General features: G+C 43.7%; 15 protein-coding genes. 14 read left to right on the forward strand and 1 reads right to left on the reverse strand.

What is annotated here, in order from left to right; genetic code table 11:
• The first annotated feature begins 84 nt into the window (after positions 1–84).
• The 9 genes from IEW82_RS14820 to IEW82_RS14860 all read left to right on the forward strand — a co-directional run bounded on the left by IEW82_RS14820 (position 85) and on the right by IEW82_RS14860 (position 11,585).
• On the forward strand, positions 85–1,203 hold the full coding sequence (locus tag IEW82_RS14820; protein WP_188696133.1) for a Gfo/Idh/MocA family protein: 1,119 nt from the start codon (positions 85–87) through the stop codon (positions 1,201–1,203).
• Positions 1,204–1,433: 230 nt separating this feature from the next.
• Positions 1,434–2,402: a sugar phosphate isomerase/epimerase family protein gene (locus IEW82_RS14825; RefSeq protein ID WP_188696024.1), complete on the forward strand. Its 969-nt coding sequence runs from the start codon at positions 1,434–1,436 to the stop codon at positions 2,400–2,402.
• A 23-nt stretch (positions 2,403–2,425) separates the two neighbouring features.
• Positions 2,426–3,559 (forward strand): Gfo/Idh/MocA family protein, encoded by a 1,134-nt coding sequence (locus tag IEW82_RS14830; RefSeq protein WP_188696137.1) that lies wholly within the window; start codon positions 2,426–2,428, stop codon positions 3,557–3,559.
• 31 nt (positions 3,560–3,590) lie between these two features.
• Positions 3,591–4,241 carry a ThuA domain-containing protein gene (locus IEW82_RS14835; RefSeq protein ID WP_188696027.1) on the forward strand — a complete coding sequence of 217 codons (651 nt, stop codon included), beginning with the start codon at positions 3,591–3,593 and terminating at the stop codon, positions 4,239–4,241.
• A 40-nt stretch (positions 4,242–4,281) separates the two neighbouring features.
• The gene (xylA, locus tag IEW82_RS14840; RefSeq protein WP_188696030.1) at positions 4,282–5,598 is read left to right on the forward strand and encodes a xylose isomerase; all 1,317 of its coding nucleotides are present in this window, start codon (positions 4,282–4,284) and stop codon (positions 5,596–5,598) included.
• 118 nt (positions 5,599–5,716) lie between these two features.
• Complete coding sequence (gene xylB, locus IEW82_RS14845) at positions 5,717–7,213, forward strand: xylulokinase (RefSeq protein ID WP_188696033.1); 1,497 nt, start codon at positions 5,717–5,719, stop codon at positions 7,211–7,213.
• A gap of 792 nt (positions 7,214–8,005) precedes the next feature.
• Positions 8,006–8,767 carry a sugar phosphate isomerase/epimerase family protein gene (locus IEW82_RS14850; protein WP_188696039.1) on the forward strand — a complete coding sequence of 254 codons (762 nt, stop codon included), beginning with the start codon at positions 8,006–8,008 and terminating at the stop codon, positions 8,765–8,767.
• A gap of 2 nt (positions 8,768–8,769) precedes the next feature.
• Positions 8,770–9,753: a Gfo/Idh/MocA family protein gene (locus IEW82_RS14855; protein ID WP_188696042.1), complete on the forward strand. Its 984-nt coding sequence runs from the start codon at positions 8,770–8,772 to the stop codon at positions 9,751–9,753.
• 599 nt (positions 9,754–10,352) lie between these two features.
• Positions 10,353–11,585 (forward strand): SGNH/GDSL hydrolase family protein, encoded by a 1,233-nt coding sequence (locus IEW82_RS14860; protein ID WP_188696044.1) that lies wholly within the window; start codon positions 10,353–10,355, stop codon positions 11,583–11,585.
• Between the two features lie 27 nt (positions 11,586–11,612).
• Here IEW82_RS14860 and IEW82_RS14865 read toward each other — a convergent pair whose 3' ends face one another.
• Positions 11,613–12,779, reverse strand: a complete 1,167-nt coding sequence (locus tag IEW82_RS14865) for a CapA family protein (protein ID WP_188696047.1) — start codon at positions 12,777–12,779, stop codon at positions 11,613–11,615.
• A 313-nt stretch (positions 12,780–13,092) separates the two neighbouring features.
• Here IEW82_RS14865 and IEW82_RS14870 point away from each other — a divergent pair, with 313 nt between their 5' ends.
• The 5 genes from IEW82_RS14870 (at position 13,093) to IEW82_RS14890 (ending at position 16,395) form a co-directional block, all read left to right on the forward strand.
• Positions 13,093–14,010: an ABC transporter ATP-binding protein gene (locus IEW82_RS14870; protein WP_188696049.1), complete on the forward strand. Its 918-nt coding sequence runs from the start codon at positions 13,093–13,095 to the stop codon at positions 14,008–14,010.
• Positions 14,007–14,957, forward strand: coding sequence for an ABC transporter permease (locus tag IEW82_RS14875; protein ID WP_188696052.1), 951 nt, complete (start codon positions 14,007–14,009; stop codon positions 14,955–14,957). Before IEW82_RS14870 ends, IEW82_RS14875 begins: the two co-directional genes overlap by 4 nt.
• Before the next feature lie 72 nt (positions 14,958–15,029).
• A complete protein-coding gene (locus IEW82_RS14880; protein WP_188696055.1) occupies positions 15,030–15,659 on the forward strand; it encodes an SGNH/GDSL hydrolase family protein in 630 nt (209 codons plus the stop codon).
• A gap of 77 nt (positions 15,660–15,736) precedes the next feature.
• The gene (locus IEW82_RS14885) at positions 15,737–15,937 is read left to right on the forward strand and encodes a hypothetical protein (protein WP_188696057.1); all 201 of its coding nucleotides are present in this window, start codon (positions 15,737–15,739) and stop codon (positions 15,935–15,937) included.
• A 29-nt stretch (positions 15,938–15,966) separates the two neighbouring features.
• Entirely contained in the window at positions 15,967–16,395 is a 429-nt protein-coding gene (locus IEW82_RS14890) for a universal stress protein (RefSeq protein WP_188696060.1), read from the forward strand.
• Positions 16,396–16,493: the final 98 nt, after the last annotated feature.

The raw sequence follows: 16,493 nt of genomic DNA on the forward strand, positions 1-16,493 counted from the left end.
ACGGTAAATGTCAAGGAATGAGAATCCCGCAATGATAGAAAATGTAACCGCTTTTCTAATTTAGAAAACAAGGGTGGGGCAATGATGAAAAAAGTGAAGGTTGGAATCGTTGGCTGTGGAAATATTAGCTCGATTTATTTTCAAGCCGGCAAGACGTTTGACGTTTTTGATGTGGTGGCTTGCGCGGATTTAGATAGTGATCGAGCTAGAGGGCGTGCTGAAGAATATGGCATTCCGAAAGCCTGTACAGTAGAACAGCTTCTTGAGGATCCTGAAATAGACATTGTTGTGAATTTGACCATTCCAAAAGCCCATGCCAAGGTTGCTTGTGCTGCACTGGAGGCAGGTAAGCATGTCTATGGGGAAAAACCCCTGTCAGTATCACGTGAAGATGGGTTAAGAATGCTAGCGTTGGCAGAGGAAAAAGGATTGCGGGTGGGCAACGCTCCTGACACTTTTTTAGGTGGAGGATTACAAACCTCTCGTAAACTCATCGATGACGGCTGGATTGGGGAACCCGTTGCTGCCACTGCCTTCATGATGGGGCATGGACATGAAAGCTGGCATCCTGACCCTGCCTTTTACTATCAAACAGGTGGAGGCCCCATGTTTGATATGGGTCCTTACTATATTACAGCATTGATCTCATTAATCGGAAATGTCAAGCGTGTGACAGGGTCCGCACGGATCACCTTCCCTGAACGGACCGTTACCAGTGAACCTAAGTATGGGGAAACCATTCAGGTCGAGACACCCACACATATCGCAGGTATTCTGGATTTTAACAATGGTGCGGTTGGAACAATGATCACAAGCTTTGATGTGTGGCATCATCAGTTACCCTTCATTGAAGTCTATGGGACAGAGGGCAGCATGCGGGTCCCTGATCCAAACACCTTTGGTGGGCCGGTGCAAGTGCGCAGGCATGATGCTAAGGAATGGTCCGAGGTACCTCTCACACATGGGTTTACTGAAAATAGTCGAGGCTTAGGTCTTGCTGACATGGCCTATGCCATACAGACAGGACGTCAGCATCGGGCCAATGGTCGGCTATCTTACCATGTATTAGATATAATGCACGGTTTCCATGATGCCTCTGAACAAGGGCAGCATGTTCTCTTGGAAAGTCAATGTGACAGACCGGAACCGCTACCGATGGGCATCAATGTGCATACCATCGATCGTTTATTAAAGGGTGAATAACGCTTATTTTTTACTATCAGAATTTATAACTTCGCTAACGCTCATGAAGGAAGAGAGTATAAGTGTAACTTTGACTTTCGTTCGCCACCTGAGGCTTGCGGGCAACCTAAGTGTGTGATTTGCAAAAATCACATCAGGAGTACCGGCGAAGTGGTGCAAGTCAAGTTTTCTAACCAATATCACCATGATTAACTTCAGTGTTCAGAAAATGAATAGAGGAGTGAACTGTAATGAAATTGGGTGTATTTGCAGTATTATTTGGTGATCGTTCATTGGAAGAAGCCTTGGACATCATTGCGGAGCAAGGATTGGAAACGGTAGAAATTGGGACAGGGGGCTATCCTGGAGATGGCCATTGCCGTCCTGCAGAACTCTTGGGGAATGAGGCCAAGCTTCATGCCTTTAAGGAAGCAGTGAGCAGTCGTGGTTTAGAAATCAGTGCACTTAGCTGTCATGGCAACCCATTGCATCCAAATTCGGAGACAGCATCACGTCACCATCAACAATTCCAGGATACTGTGAGACTGGCAGAAAAATTAGGTGTCGATACGGTCATCACTTTTTCAGGCTGCCCAGGTGAATCGGAGTTCTCTCAGTTTCCGGCATGGGTTACCTGTCCTTGGCCAGAGGATCATCTTGAAGTATTGAAGTGGCAGTGGGAAGAAAAAGTCATTCCTTATTGGAAAGAGCAAAGTGAATTTTTACGTCAGCATGGGGTTAGAGTAGCGATTGAGCCGCATCCTGGATTTGTGGTTTATAATACCGAAACGGCTCTGCGCCTACGCGCGGCATGTGGGGATAATATCGGTGTGAATTTTGATCCAAGTCATTTGTTTTGGCAAAATATGGACCCAATTGTTGGCATAAAAGAAATAGCCAAACATGGCGCTCTCTATCATTTTCATGCGAAGGATACCAATATAGATGATCAGAATACAGCTGCTAACGGTGTCCTAGATACCAAGCCTTATAGTGACGAGCTCCACCGTTCTTGGATATTTCGCTCCATTGGCTATGGACACGGTGAAGAAACCTGGAGAAAGATTATCAGTGCGCTTCAACTTGTGGGTTATGAAGGCGCTATTAGCATAGAACATGAGGATAGCCTGATGTCTGTAGAGGAGGGCTTTCAAAAAGGCGTTGCTTTACTCCAAAATGCACTTATTAAGGATAAAGTAGGTGAGATGTGGTGGGCGTAAAGCAAAAGGAAGTAAGAATTGGTATGATTGGCTATCAATTCATGGGCAAGATGCATAGTCATGCCTACAGAGATCTCCCTTTCTTTTTTGATACAGAAGCCCGGCCCGTCCTTCAAGCGGTTGCCGGACGAAATGAAGCAGCGGTGAAGCAGGCGGCTGAGAAAATGGGCTGGGCATCCTATGAAACGGATTGGCGCCGGTTAATCGAACGCGACGATATCGATGTCATTGATATCGTCACGCCAAATCATACCCATGCTGACATGGCGATTGCTGCGGCTGAAGCGGGCAAGCATATCATCATAGAAAAACCGCTTGCTTTGACCGTTGAACAGGCAGAGAGAATGGCTGAAGCCGTTAAAAGGAACAATGTCGTTCATATGATCTGCCATAATTATCGCTTTGCACCAGCTGTTCAATATGCGAAAAAGCTTATACAGGATGGTGTACTCGGACGGCTCTATCATTTTCGCGGGAATTACTTGCAAGATTTTATTATTGATCCTGCCTTTCCTCTGGTTTGGCGCTTAAAAAAGGAGGTGTCAGGATCTGGGGCACTTGGCGATATCGCAGCCCATAGCATTGATTTAGCGCGTTTTCTTGTTGGCGATATCCACGAGGTGGTGGGCACAATGGAAACCTTTATAAAGAAAAGACCCATCGGTGAAATGGTTGGGGGCTTGAGTGCCAAGGTCGATAGTGATCAAATGGGCGAGGTGACAGTAGATGATGCAGTTGCTTTTCTAGCACGCTTCGAGAATGGAACGGTCGCTACCTTTGAAGCCACGCGATTTGCCGCTGGAAATCGCAATAAAAATACATTTGAAATCAATGGAGAAAAAGGCTCGATTCGCTGGGACATGGAGAATATGAACAACTTAGAGGTTTACTTGACTGAAGATGCCCCAGGACTTCAAGGCTTTCGTTTAATTAATTGTACAGAAGACATTCATCCTTATGCCGGGGCCTATTGGCCTCCAGGACACATCATTGGCTATGAGCATACCTTTATTCATTTAATCTATGAATTTATGAAAGGTGTGACAAGTGGAGAAAGCCCACGCCCCAATTTTGAGGATGGAGTCAAAAATCAAAAGATACTGGCTGCAGTTGAGACATCTGCCCAAACCAAACAATGGGTTACTATCGATTATTAAAGAACAGTCAGCTTATAAAAGGAGGGAAATAATGAAAAAAGCACTGATTTTTCAAGGGGGCTGGGATGGTCATGAGCCAGAGCAGGTTGCCGAGATATTAAGAGGTGTCCTTGTTGAGGAACAGTTTGAGGTAAAAGTGACAGATACTTTAGACACGCTAGCTCAAGACGACCTCAGTCAGTATGATCTTATTGTTCCGAATTGGACTCAGGGAACGATTACAAAGGATCAGCTTCAGCCATTATTAAATGCTGTAGAAAGTGGCACAGGTCTTGCGGGCTTGCATGGCGGAATGGGCGATTCCTTCCGCATGGAAACGGAGTACCAATTCATGGTCGGTGGTCAGTGGGTAGCTCATCCTGGCAACGATGGAGTGACTTATACGGTGCATATTTTAGACGAGGATCATCCTTTAACTCAAGGAATGAAAGATTTTAAAGTCACATCCGAGCAATATTATATGCACGTAGATCCTGCGGTGAAAGTCCATGCCACCACACGCTTTCCTGTAGCTGATGGTCCACATGCGCCGAATGGTGAAGTGGAGATGCCTGTCGTTTGGTCCAAAAGATGGGGCAAGGGTAGGGTGTATTACTGCTCATTAGGCCATGTTGCCAATATTGTCAGCATGCCAGAAGTCATCTCACTCATGCGTAAAGGCATGGTATGGGCTGCAAGGTAATCGACATCTCAGAAAATATTAAAACTAGGAGTTGTTACAGATGGGATATTTCGACACAGTAGAAAAAATTAAATTTGAAGGTAAAGAATCCACTAATCCATTAGCATTTAAGTTTTATAATCCAGATGAAGTCGTCGGTGGCAAAACCATGAAGGACTGGCTGCGCTTCTCAGTTGCCTATTGGCATACGTTTACGATGGATGGTTCTGATCCATTCGGTGTGGGAACGATGAATCGCCCTTTCAATGAATTCAGTGATCCATTGGATGCAGCCAAAGCGCGTGCTGATGCAGCATTTGAGTTATTTGAAAAATTAGGTGCGCCTTTCTATGCTTTTCACGATGTTGATATTGCTCCCGAAGGTGAAACATTACGAGAATCCAATAAAAATATTGATACAATCGTTGCTATTCTCAAAGACAAAATGCAAACCTCTGATATTAAATTGCTGTGGAATACGGCCAATATGTTTACTAATCCACGTTTCATGCATGGGGCAGCGACATCAAGTAATGCTGATGTTTACGCTTACTCTGCCGCTAAAGTGAAAAAGGGCTTGGAGGTTGCAAAAGAATTAGGTGCTGAGAACTATGTCTTCTGGGGTGGTCGCGAAGGGTACGAAAGCCTCTTAAACACAAATATGGCACTTGAATTAGACAATCTTGCCCGCTTTTATCATATGGCGATCGATTATGCCAAGGAAATCGGCTATGAAGGTCAATTCTTGATTGAACCAAAGCCAAAAGAACCAACCAAACATCAATATGATTATGATACAGCAACAGCCTATGCCTTCTTACAAAAATACGGCCTACAAGACCACTTTAAAATTAATATTGAAGCTAACCATGCGACGCTCGCTGGGCATTCCTTTGAGCATGAATTGCATTATGCACGAATCAACGGCATTTTAGGCTCAGTAGATGCTAACCAAGGTGACTATTTGCTTGGGTGGGATACTGATGAATTCCCAACAGATCTTCAGATGACTACCCTGGCCATGGTGGAGATCATTAAAAATGGTGGGCTTGGTAAAGGCGGATTGAATTTTGATGCTAAAGTACGCCGAACATCCTTTGAGCCCATTGACCTTTTCTATGCGCATATTGTTGGGATGGATAGCTTTGCGTTAGGCTTAAAAACCGCGCATCGTTTGATTGAGGATAAAGTCTTCGATACGTTTATTGAGGAGCGCTATCAAAGCTTTAACAAAGGGATTGGCTTAGATATCGTTAACGGCAATACGGATTTCCACAAGCTTGAGCAACATGCCTTGAGTGCGCATATCGAAAATAAATCGAGCCATCATGAGCTGATTCGTGGACTATTTAATCAATATCTTTTAACAAATAAGTAAGTGGCATAAAGGATGGGCGGGTACAAATGAGCACCTTGTACCCGCCCTTTTATAAGAAATGAGGGTGCTTCTATAATAATAGGAATGTTTGAAATGGAGATTGAAGGGGAGTAATGATATGAACTATGTGATTGGTATCGATCTAGGCACAAGTGCTGTCAAGGCCCTGCTTGTTGATCAAAAAGGGCATGTGGCTGCTGAAGCTTCTGAGGATTTTCCTTTATACCATGATCAACCCGGCTACAGCGAACAAGATCCGGATGACTGGGTGAGACAAACGAAGAAGGCGATCCGATCCCTGATTCAACACTCTAAGGTGGCACCGCAAGCTATAAAGGGCCTTAGCTTTTCTGGTCAAATGCATGGATTGGTTTTACTTGATAAGAACATGCGCCCCTTGCGCCGAGCTATTCTTTGGAATGATACAAGGACCACGCAAGAATGTCATGAAATTGAAGCGCAAGTGGGTCTCAAAGACCTGCTAGCCATTGCTAAAAATAGAGCGCTTGAAGGTTTTACATTGCCTAAGCTCTTGTGGGTGAAGAAGCATGAACCTGAGCAGTTTCAACATGCGACAACATTCTTATTACCAAAGGATTACGTGCGCTATCATCTCACAGGGCAAGTCGGCATGGATCTATCGGATGCTGCAGGCACCTTGCTATTAGATATTACAAATCGAAGATGGAGTGCAAAAATTGCTGAAAGGCTAGGCGTTGATCTCACGCTTTGCCCACCTATTGTTGAAGCGGAAGCTTGTGTTGGACACCTTACAAGGGGAGCTGCCAGTGAAACGGGTCTAACAGAAGAAACCATGGTTTTTGCTGGTGGAGCTGATAATGCCTGTGGGGCCATAGGATCGGGTATTTTATCTGAAGGAAAAACAATGTGCAGTATCGGTACTTCTGGCGTGGTGTTATCCTACGAGCCTTCTGGTAATCAAGATTTTTCGGGAAAGGTACATTACTTTAATCATGCGAAAAAGGGGAGCTTCTATACGATGGGAGTGACTTTAGCGGCGGGCTATAGCCTTGACTGGTTCAAAAAGACTTTTGTGAAGGCAGAATCGTTTGAAGCGCTCTTTCAACATATTAAAGAGGTTCCTGTTGGCTCGAAGGGGTTGCTGTTCACCCCTTATATCGTTGGTGAACGTACGCCACATGCTGACAGTAGCATTCGCGGGTCCTTCATCGGAGTGGATGCCACCCATACAAAATGGGATTTTGCCCGAGCGGTTGTCGAAGGGATTACGTTCTCTCTGAATGAGTCCATTAATATATTAAAAGAGAGCGGCAAAACGATTGATTCAGTGATCTCCATAGGTGGTGGAGCAAAGAGTGAAGAATGGCTACAAATTCAAGCCGATGTGTTTGACGCGCCAATCATCAAATTAAAAAATGAACAAGGTCCTGGGATGGGTGCTGCTATGCTAGCGGCAGTTGGCTGTGGCTTTTTTCCGAGTTTAGAGGCCTGCTCAGACGTCTTTATTGAAGTTGAGAGACAGATTTCACCTATTCCGGAAAATGTTCAAGCTTATAAAGCATTGTTTAAGCTCTATCAGACGGTCTATGGGCAGACACAGACGCTTTCAGAACACCTGCAAGCATTGAAATAAGCTTTTTTAAAAGAAAAGAAAGTATAAAATTTCTGGTCATGAGGACGGTGCGATTTCCGCTCCAGGCCGCTCGCTTTCCGCGAGGGAGTGGTAAGCCTCTTCGCGCTGTTAAGGTCTTACCGATCTCCCACTTCCCGCAGGAGTCTAGTCTCCGCATCATGAGTCAGCGGCGCTCGAGGAACATACGATTTTAGAGTGTTCCGAATCTCGCGCCTTGCGCTCCCATCCACTTGACCAGACAATGAAGACCCTTTTATATTGGATGATGCATAATACTAAGGACAAGGACCGGGCATGTTTTTCGCCCAGTTTTTCTTATACTATCAGAATTTATAACCTCGCTGCCGCTCATAAAAGAAGAGAGTATAAGTGTAACTTTGACTTTCGCCATTAAATCTAAAGCTTGGCGACAACCTAAGTGTGTGATTTACAAAAATCACATCAGGAGTACCAGCGAAGTGGTGCAAGCTAAGTTTTCTAAATTGTAATAAAGATGTAATAAAAAAAGACGGCAAATGATTTGAAGATCTTGATCAACCTCTCTATGATTAGACTATGATAAGAAAAAGCTTTCGCCAAGGTGATGGTGGACGAGAGTGCAGGCGTTCTGTCATATTTGGCATTACAGGCTTTTTAAAGTGTTGATCAAAATGTGGGAGCGGGGCAGGCGTAACCCGAGCTTTATAAAACCATAGCGTTTATCATTTGTGACTGGAGATCATGATGCTTCCTTTTAGGAAGCTGTTCCATTCCTTTGTAATGTAAGCGTTATACTTATCGGGAGGTTATGACGTGGGGAAAATCGGACTGCAGCTTTATTCGGTACGGGACAAGACGAGTGAAGATTTTTTCGGTACGATTCGTAAAGTTGGTGAGATGGGCTATGACGGCATTCAATTTGCAGGGTTTTTTAACAGTACAGCTCGTGAGCTTAAAGCGGTGATGGATGAGGCGGGCGTTGTGGCCGCAGGCAGTCACATGGGGCTTGATGCCCTCAAGGGTGAGCAATTGGAACAGACCCTTATGTTTAATAGAGAGATCGGTAATACTCTCATCATTTGTCCCGCCTTGCCCCAGGATTATCAGGAAAGTGCAGAAGGCTATGAAAGGGCGGCGGAACTCCTCAATCGAGTGGGGGAGACCTGTCAAAAGCAGGGATTTACATTTGGGTATCATAATCATGCCTTTGAATTTACTGATTTAGGTGAGGGTGTCCGAGGCTTTGATATCCTTTTTGAAAATACGGACCCAGAGCTCGTCAAGATGGAGCTTGATTGTTATTGGGTAACTCATGGCGGCTTAGATCCTGAAGCAGTCATTCGCCGCTATCAAGAGCGTTGCGTCTCATTGCATATTAAAGATATGAAAATAAAAGATGGGGAAAAGGTGAGCACAGAAGTCGGGAACGGCACACTTGATATTAAGCGCCTTCTTGATGTTGGTGATCAATATGGTGTGAAGTGGTTTACTGTTGAGCAGGAGGATTTTGAAGGAGATACGCTTGAAAGCGCCGCAGTTAATGTAAAAAATTTAAAAGGGATAAGGGGAGAATAAGCATGATTAAAGTAGCTATGTTAAGCAAATGGCATGTCCATGCTCAGGATTATGCCAAGCAAGCGATGGAACATCCAGATTTACAAATCGTTCGCATTTGGGATGAAAACCCAGAACGCGGTGAAGCGTGGGCCAAGGATCTTGGTGTAGCTTTTGAAGCGGATTTGGATAAAGTCTTATCAGATTCAGAGATTGATGCGGTGATTGTGGATACCCCGACTAATTTACATAAAGAGGTCATCTTAAAAGCGGTGAAGAATGGGAAACATATTTTCACAGAAAAGGTATTGGCCTTTACTGTAGCGGATGTGGAGGACATTCTAGCCGCTGTCGAGGAGGCTGGCGTCCAACTCATGGTATCATTGCCAAGACTGACTGAGTCGCATTATATTTATGCACAACAGATTCTTGATCAAGGTACTTTAGGAGAGCTGACGACCATCCGCTGTCGGTTAGCCCATGACGGTGCTGTCCCGCGTGACGGACAATCCGAGGGCTGGTTGCCAGCACATTTCTTCGATCCAGAGACATGTGGAGGCGGGGCGCTCATTGATCTAGGTGCTCATCCGATTTATTTAACGAATCGACTGGCGGGGAATGCGACCGCGCTTTCAGCTCATTTTTCCTCTTATCTTGGACATCAAGTAGAGGATAATGCCATCGTTATTGTCGATTATGAGTCAGGGGCGCAAGGGATTATTGAAGCAGGATTTGTGGCAAAGGGCAGTCCTTTTTCTTTGGAGCTTTATGGAACGAAGGGATCACTCCTCATTGCTGACGATGTCATTCGCTTGCGAACCAATGAAGTGAAGCAATTTACACCAGATGAGTTACCAGCACCTATCTCCATGCCAATGGTGCAATGGGTGGATGCTATTCTTCGCCATCAAGAACCTTCAATCACAGCAACAGATATCAGAAAGTTAACCGAAATCAATCAAGCGGCTGCACGCTCGCATCGTGAAGGTCAGCGTGTAACACTTTAATGTAAGGAGGTGTACGTCATTATGATAAAGCCATTACGCGTCGGTATTATTGGAGCGGGTGGGATCGCCAGAGGCGCACATTTGCTGAACGTATTTCCATTAACTCATTGACGTGACTCCTGCTTATCTTTTAAAAAAAAGGCGGTCATGAGGTAGAAGTCAAACGTTTTGTTGAGTGCTGTTTGAATGGAACGGAGCCTCTGAGCACCCCTCAGCAGAGGATAGCTTTACAAAAAATTGTAAATGGCATCTATCACTCAGCCGAAACGGGTGAGCTGGTGAGGTTTTGATATACATCATCGACTAAGCGCTTCTCCTATATTGGGAGGGCGCTTTTGGTTTGTGAAACTTAGAAGCTGGCCCCAATACCTCTCGAGGTGATGTTAATAGTGCAAAAAAACATTCTTCAAAAGAAATTATAAATATAAAGAGTAAGCGTATTTTGAAATTCAGGATAAAGTGTGATATACATTGCCTGAGTCAACTTTTCCTTTAGAGCGATTAGGAGATTATTGTAAAGACCCTAAGAAATATTCCAGCTCATACGAAGGCTATCAAAATAAGAGCCTTATACAAAAAGGAGACTAGGCATTCATATTATGAAGTATGGAAAAAAACGCTGGATTGTTTTCTTGCTATGTTGTATTGCACTATTATTTGTTATCCTAACAGCTTTTGGCGTGAAGTCCAAGCTACCGTCTAAGCCAGGAAAATGGGTGGCGGGGTGGAGCGCCCCCCCTCAGCCACCAAGTGAAACAGGAGTTTCTCATGATGGCTTCACCAACCAAACCCTTCGGATGATTGTTCATCCGAATATTGGTGGAGATCATGTGAGATTGCATTTTTCAAATGTTTTTGGTACAGCTCCTGTCACCTTTCAAGCGGTTCGTGTTGCTAATGACCAGGGAGGGGCACAGACATTATTAGGAAGTGATCGTAAAGTTACTTTTAAAGGAAAAGCTGCCATTACGATTCCACCAGGTCAGACAGTCACGAGCGATCCCGTATCGATTCATGTTGATAGTCAGAGAAATTTGGCTGTCAGCATTTATGTTAAAAAAGGAACTGGCCCGACAACCTGGCATCAGCATTCCATGCAAACGACCTACTTATCTACTTCGGGGAATCATGCGTCTGATAAGCTTGGAACAGCATTTAAAAAGAAAGAGCAGGAATGGTTTTGGCTTGATGGGGTTGATGTGAAAGCCGATTCTGGTGTGAAGGGAGCGATTGCTGTCGTAGGTAGTTCCATTGCCAACGGCAATCATTCTACACCTGATACCAATCGGCGCTGGATTGATGATTTGGGTGAGCGCCTTAACAGCGAGCAACCAGGGACGTGGTCGATTATTAATGCGGGCATTTCTGCAAATCAATTGTTGGAAAGCTCCGATGCCAATGGAGAAAAGCCGTTGAACAGGCTGAAACGCGATGTATTCAGTCAGACGGATATCTCGGGTGTTATCTTACATGAGGGCATCAATGACATTCGCCATCATCCTGATATAGATGCCGATCAAATGATACATGAGATGAAGAAGATCATCCGTGCGAGTCATGAACATGGTTTAAAGATTTATGGAGGAACGATAGTCCCCTATGGTGGCGCAAAATTGTACACTGACAGTGGAGAAAAGACGAGAGAAGCAGTCAACCATTGGATTCGAACCAGTGGAGCCTTTGACGGTGTCATCGATTTTGACAAAGCATTAAGGGATCCTAAAGATCCTAAGCGGTATCGTCCAGGCTATGGGTGGAGTGACCATTTTCACCCCAATGATAAAGGCTATCAAGTGATGGCAGATGCCGTTAATTTCTCTCTCTTTAAGTAGCAAACGATTAAAAAAGGTCATCAGGTGTTATTGACTGATGACCTTTTGTGTTGGTCGATACATGCTCAGGCTTGGTACCCATGTTTTCATATGAGCTGTGACTTGTTTATAGAGCTGGTCCTCATTTTTTAGACCAAAATCTTGTGCGTATAACAGTGGGATGATTTGATAATTTTTTTGATCGACCCATGTCGGAGTGAATTGGGGATTTGTCACCGCGATGGTTTTCCCGTCTTTAGTAACGGTCTTTGTAACTTTTACCTTTAAAATCCCTCCTAGTTGGCGGTTGAGCTCATCCTGTCCTGAGATGAAATTGCCTAAAGAATAGACAACAAAAGTTTTATGACTGCCTTTTCCATGTACCCATTGTACGGGCTGGAGGACATGGGGATGATTCCCAATAATGATATCTACGCCACTATCGGCTAAGGTTTTGACAAGCTGTTTTTGCTCTGTATTTGGCATTGTTTGATATTCAATACCAAAATGAAGGGCAACGACGATAACGTCTGCGCTTTTTTTTGCTTTGGCGATATCCTTTTTCATTTGGGGGATATTAATGCGATTCACGAGGTAATCCTTATGCTCTGGAGTCGGAATACCATTTGTTCCGTATGTATAAGCTAAAAAAGCAAATTTAATGTTATTTTTCTTAACGATGCAAAGCGTATTTTGATCCTTTTTGGATAAAAAGCTTCCCGTATGAACCATGTGAATCTTATCCCAGTAATGAATGGCGTTCTTTATCGCCTTTTCGCCATGATCTAAGGTGTGATTATTGGCCATGGTGACGACATTGAAGCCAGCATCCTTTAAAGCATCACCGATTTCAAATGGGCTGTTAAAGGCCGGATAGGTTGAAAGACCGAGTGCTTCTCCCCCCATCATCGACTCCTGATTAGCAACCGCAATATCTGCTGACTGGATGACGGGCTTTACTTTTTCAAACATTGGTTTGAAGTCATATCCGTTTTTCGTTTTCGCCTGATCATAGACCTGAGAATGAATGAGTACATCTCCCACAGCCGCTAAAGTTGCTGAAGAAGAATAAGCTGATGGTGGCTTGATGTCATGGGGTAAGGTCTGAAGAGGTATTGTTTTAGGTGATGGCGACTGCCAAATGAATAAAATCACAAGCATACAGGCTATGGCCGCTGTCATAAGGATATAAATGATTTTCCACTTAGACTTCACGATGTATCCTCCTGTTTTTTGTATTATCAGCTGGTGCAAGCCAGGTTTGCTGATTGAATTTAAAGCACCATTGCAGAGATATTGATGTGAATGGTCCTTGATAACAGCTCTCTAATGCTGAATGTCATGTATTTTGAGTTTTAAAACGGATTGCCAAGTTTATATTATATCATGAAAACGTACAAAATTTAGTGGCGTATTAAAGGGAATTCATAGATTTATCCAAAATTTGGTGAAACCCCTTTTTTCTTTTTGCGTATTAGTATATGATGGAACAACATACACATCTTTGATAAAGAAGGGAGAGAAAAGAGTGACAGAAACTGTAGTTCAAGTTAAGGATTTAACCAAGCGTATCGGGCAAAAAACGCTTGTTGAAAACATTACCTTTAATATACATAAGGGTGAGATCCTTGGATTCTTAGGACCCAATGGGGCTGGAAAAACAACGACCATGAGAATGATGCTTGGCTTAACCTCGATCACAAAAGGCGAAGTCATCATTGGTGGACATAATATTAAGACAGAAAAGGAACACGCCTTAGAGCATGTTGGGGGTATTGTAGAAAACCCTGAAATGTATAAGTTTCTTTCTGGACTTGATAACTTGAAGCATTTTCAACGCATGTATAAAGATGTTCCTGATTCAAGAATTGATGAAGTTGTCGAAGTCGTTAAATTACAGGATGCCATTAAGAATAAAGTGAAAACCTATTCTCTTGGCATGCGTCAGCGCTTAGGGATTGCCCAAGCCTTGTTGCATGCTCCCGATGTTTTGATCTTGGATGAACCGACGAATGGTCTTGATCCGTCGGGTATTCGCGAATTGCGCGATAATTTGCGTGAGCTTGCAGAACGAGAAGGGATAGCCATTTTTATCTCCAGTCACTTGCTCTCGGAAATTGAGATGATCTGTGATCGCGTCATTATTATTCAAAAGGGAAAACTGACAGATAGCCAAGAGGTTCGTGAAACCAATACAGAAAAAATGATGGTGGCATGGGAAACGGATAATGCTCAAGCCGTTTTACAATTATTGAAGGAAAACTTTAGTTCAGCAGAGGCCCAGCTTGAAAAGGACCGTGTAGTTGTTGGCGTAAGGAAGGAAGCGATTCCAGATATTAACGCTAGGCTTGTCCGTGAAGGAATCAAGGTCTATAGCATCGAACCAATTCGTAAGAGCTTGGAAGAACGGTTCCTTGAACTGACAGGGGGGAATCAAACCAAATGAGGGGAATCCATTTATTACAGAACGAGATCAGCAAAATTTATAAAAGAAAAACCTTTTGGATCATGTTGGGAATTCTTGTCGCAGTGACACTCTTGTGGGCGATCATAGCGATGAAAACAGGGTCAGATCACCAGAATTGGCAACAGAGCTTACAGGCTCAATCACAGGCGGAGCAGTCTGAAATTGCCAAAAGCGATGGGGATCCTGAACAAGTGATGGATTTAAAACAGCAAAATGCAATCACAAAGTACCGTTTAGAGCACAGTATTAAGCCGCTTTATTCTAACACAGTAATGGGATTTGTTGATTCCAGTGCGGGCATTGCGAGCATTATCTCCATATTCATTGTCATTTTAGGAGGGAGCATCGTTTCGCAGGAATATTCTTGGGGAACGATGAAACTATTACTCATCAGACCGCTTCATCGCTGGAAGATCCTTTTATCTAAATTCGTCAGTGTGATTATTATCGGTATCTTTTATTTGCTGATTACCTTTATTTTATCTTTCATAATAGGATTGATTTTCTTTGGCAAGGATTTCGGAGCCACGCGCTTTTTGTATGAGCATCATAATATGGTGCATGATGTTTCTGTGTTTTGGCACTTTTTACAGCTTTACGCTTCAAATCTTGTCGATCTCATTGTCATTACAGCGTTTGCCTTCATGCTATCGACTTTGTTCAAAAGCAATGCCCTCGCCATCGCTTTAAGCATTGCAATATACTTTGGCGGGAGCTTAATTCTTGGGATCATCTCAGCGTTTAACCAACAGATACCAAAGTATTTATTTTTCTTTAACATGGACCTATATGGCCAGTACACGAATGCTGGAGCAAGTCCAGTTGATACGACTGTCGGGTTTTCGGCTTGTGTCCTCGCCGTCTATTTTATCCTTTTTCTCCTCATTGCTTTTCTTGTTTTTGAGAAGCGGGATGTTGCAGAATAACCAGTTCAAAGTCCTCCGTATTCTGATATGCGGAGGCTTTCTATAAAGCTTTTTAAAAGGAGTGCTGACACGATGACGTTTGCTGAAGGGGAAACCATTGTTTTTATTGGCGACAGTATCACAGAGGATGGGCGCTATGAAGATCATGAAGGTCTGGGACGTGGCTATGTCCGCTTACTCCATGATTATTTTATGACGGAGTTTCCAAAACTTCATTTACAAATCATTAATGAAGGGATTGGTGGCCAGCGGATAACGGATCTACAGGAACGTTGGCAAACCGATGTTATTGACCATCAGCCTGATTGGCTCTCTATTTCCATTGGGATTAATGATGTGTGGCGCCAATTAGACAGTCCAGAAATAGAGCAAGTATACCCTGATCAATTTGAAGACATTTATCGTACATTATTAACCGATGTTAAGCGAGAGACAACAGCAAAGATCATTCTGATGGAGCCGACCATTATTGAGGAGGATCCAGAATCCGAGGGAAATCGTCTTTTAATGCCTTATTTAGAAAGCGTAAACAAATTAGCTGAGGAGTTTGATTGCCTCTGTGTTCCAGAGCATGAACAGTTCCAGAGAGTGTTAAGAGCACAGCCAGAAAAAGCCTTAACCACTGACGGGGTGCACATGACATCGGTGGGGCGGATGCTAATGGCGACAACTTGGTTAAAGGCTGTACAATCAAAATCTTGACATAGCAGCTATCCAGTTGTCTTCAAACGTTTAGGCAGGGGCACTCTAGGGTAATTGAAAACTAAAGGAGTGATAGCATGTCTAAACGAAACCAGGAGGATCGGAGCAATAAGCAGGACGGGCGTTATGACTTAGGTGAAGATCGGATGGTGAATGAAGGTTTAGCAGGAGGCAATGTGGACACGCACTATAAGCATCCGGTCATCGATCACTCACGTCCACTCAAAAAAGATGTGAAACCAAAGGGAAATGCGTCCGCGGTTCATGTGAAAAAGTAATCGAGAGCAAATGGAGGGAGGAACCCAAAATGGGGACTGCTTCACAGCTGCTAGTCGCCTACGATAGTTCACAATTAAGTCAAAAGGCACTTTCACGAGCACTTGCGATGGCACAAGAGGACGAGCAAATAAAGGTAACAGCTATCTCTGTGGAGGAGCGGACGATGACAGAGAGTATTGCGTTTGCCAATGCTGCAGTGATTGAAGAGATGGATAAGCAGGTGGAAGAACAGATTCTGGAAGCAAAGCAGCAATTGGATGGACTACCTAATCCGACAGAGGTCGTTTCTTTGATCGGACATCCTGCTACATTAATCACAGCTTATGCCGAAACACATGATTGTGATTTGATTATCATCGGCAGTCGAGGATTAAGTGGCTTTAAAGAGCTAATGCTTGGCAGTGTCAGTCATCAGGTTGTTCAAGAAGCACCATGCGCGGTATTGATTGTAAAATAAAAAGAAAAAAAGGCTCCCACAGCTGCTGTTGCTGCTGTGGGTTTTATATGCATTGATAGGCTATGAATTTTTGAAATCAAAGAAATCATAAAACAACA

Source organism: Pullulanibacillus camelliae, from assembly GCF_014642655.1.
Classification (GTDB): domain Bacteria; phylum Bacillota; class Bacilli; order Bacillales; family Sporolactobacillaceae; genus Pullulanibacillus; species Pullulanibacillus camelliae.